We start from the raw sequence: 365 nt of genomic DNA, 5'->3' as shown, positions 1-365 counted from the left end.
GAGTAGGTGAATCAGGGTTGTGATTGTATCAATGTATTTTTAAGTGATCGAAAGATTGCCTTGAAATACGGCGCAACACGAATACTCAACCTGTAGCGAGTGGGTCCGAAGTGAGCAATCACCGCGAGACACACCCGTTATAGGGTCAAGCGAACAAGTGCATGTGGTGGATGCCTTGGCGATCACAGGCGATGAAGGACGCGGTAGCCTGCGAAAAGCTGTGGGGAGCTGGCAAACGAGCTTTGATCCACAGATGTCCGAATGGGGAAACCCACTCCGAATGGAGTATCCATGGCTGAATACATAGGCCATGCGAAGCGAACGCGGCGAACTGAAACATCTAAGTAGCCGCAGGAAAAGAAATC

The 365-nt window shown here is 50.4% G+C and carries 1 rRNA gene; it reads left to right on the top strand.

Features of this window, described 5'->3' with window-relative positions:
* Positions 1-143: 143 nt before the first annotated feature.
* Positions 144-365: ribosomal RNA gene (locus AB4Y43_RS40535) — 23S ribosomal RNA — on the top strand; the annotation flags it as partial.

Source organism: Paraburkholderia sp. BR10872, from assembly GCF_040965835.1.
Taxonomy (GTDB): domain Bacteria; phylum Pseudomonadota; class Gammaproteobacteria; order Burkholderiales; family Burkholderiaceae; genus Paraburkholderia; species Paraburkholderia nodosa_A.
The sequence above is the reverse complement of the archived record's forward strand: the minus strand, read 5'-3'. Positions and strand labels throughout refer to the sequence as shown.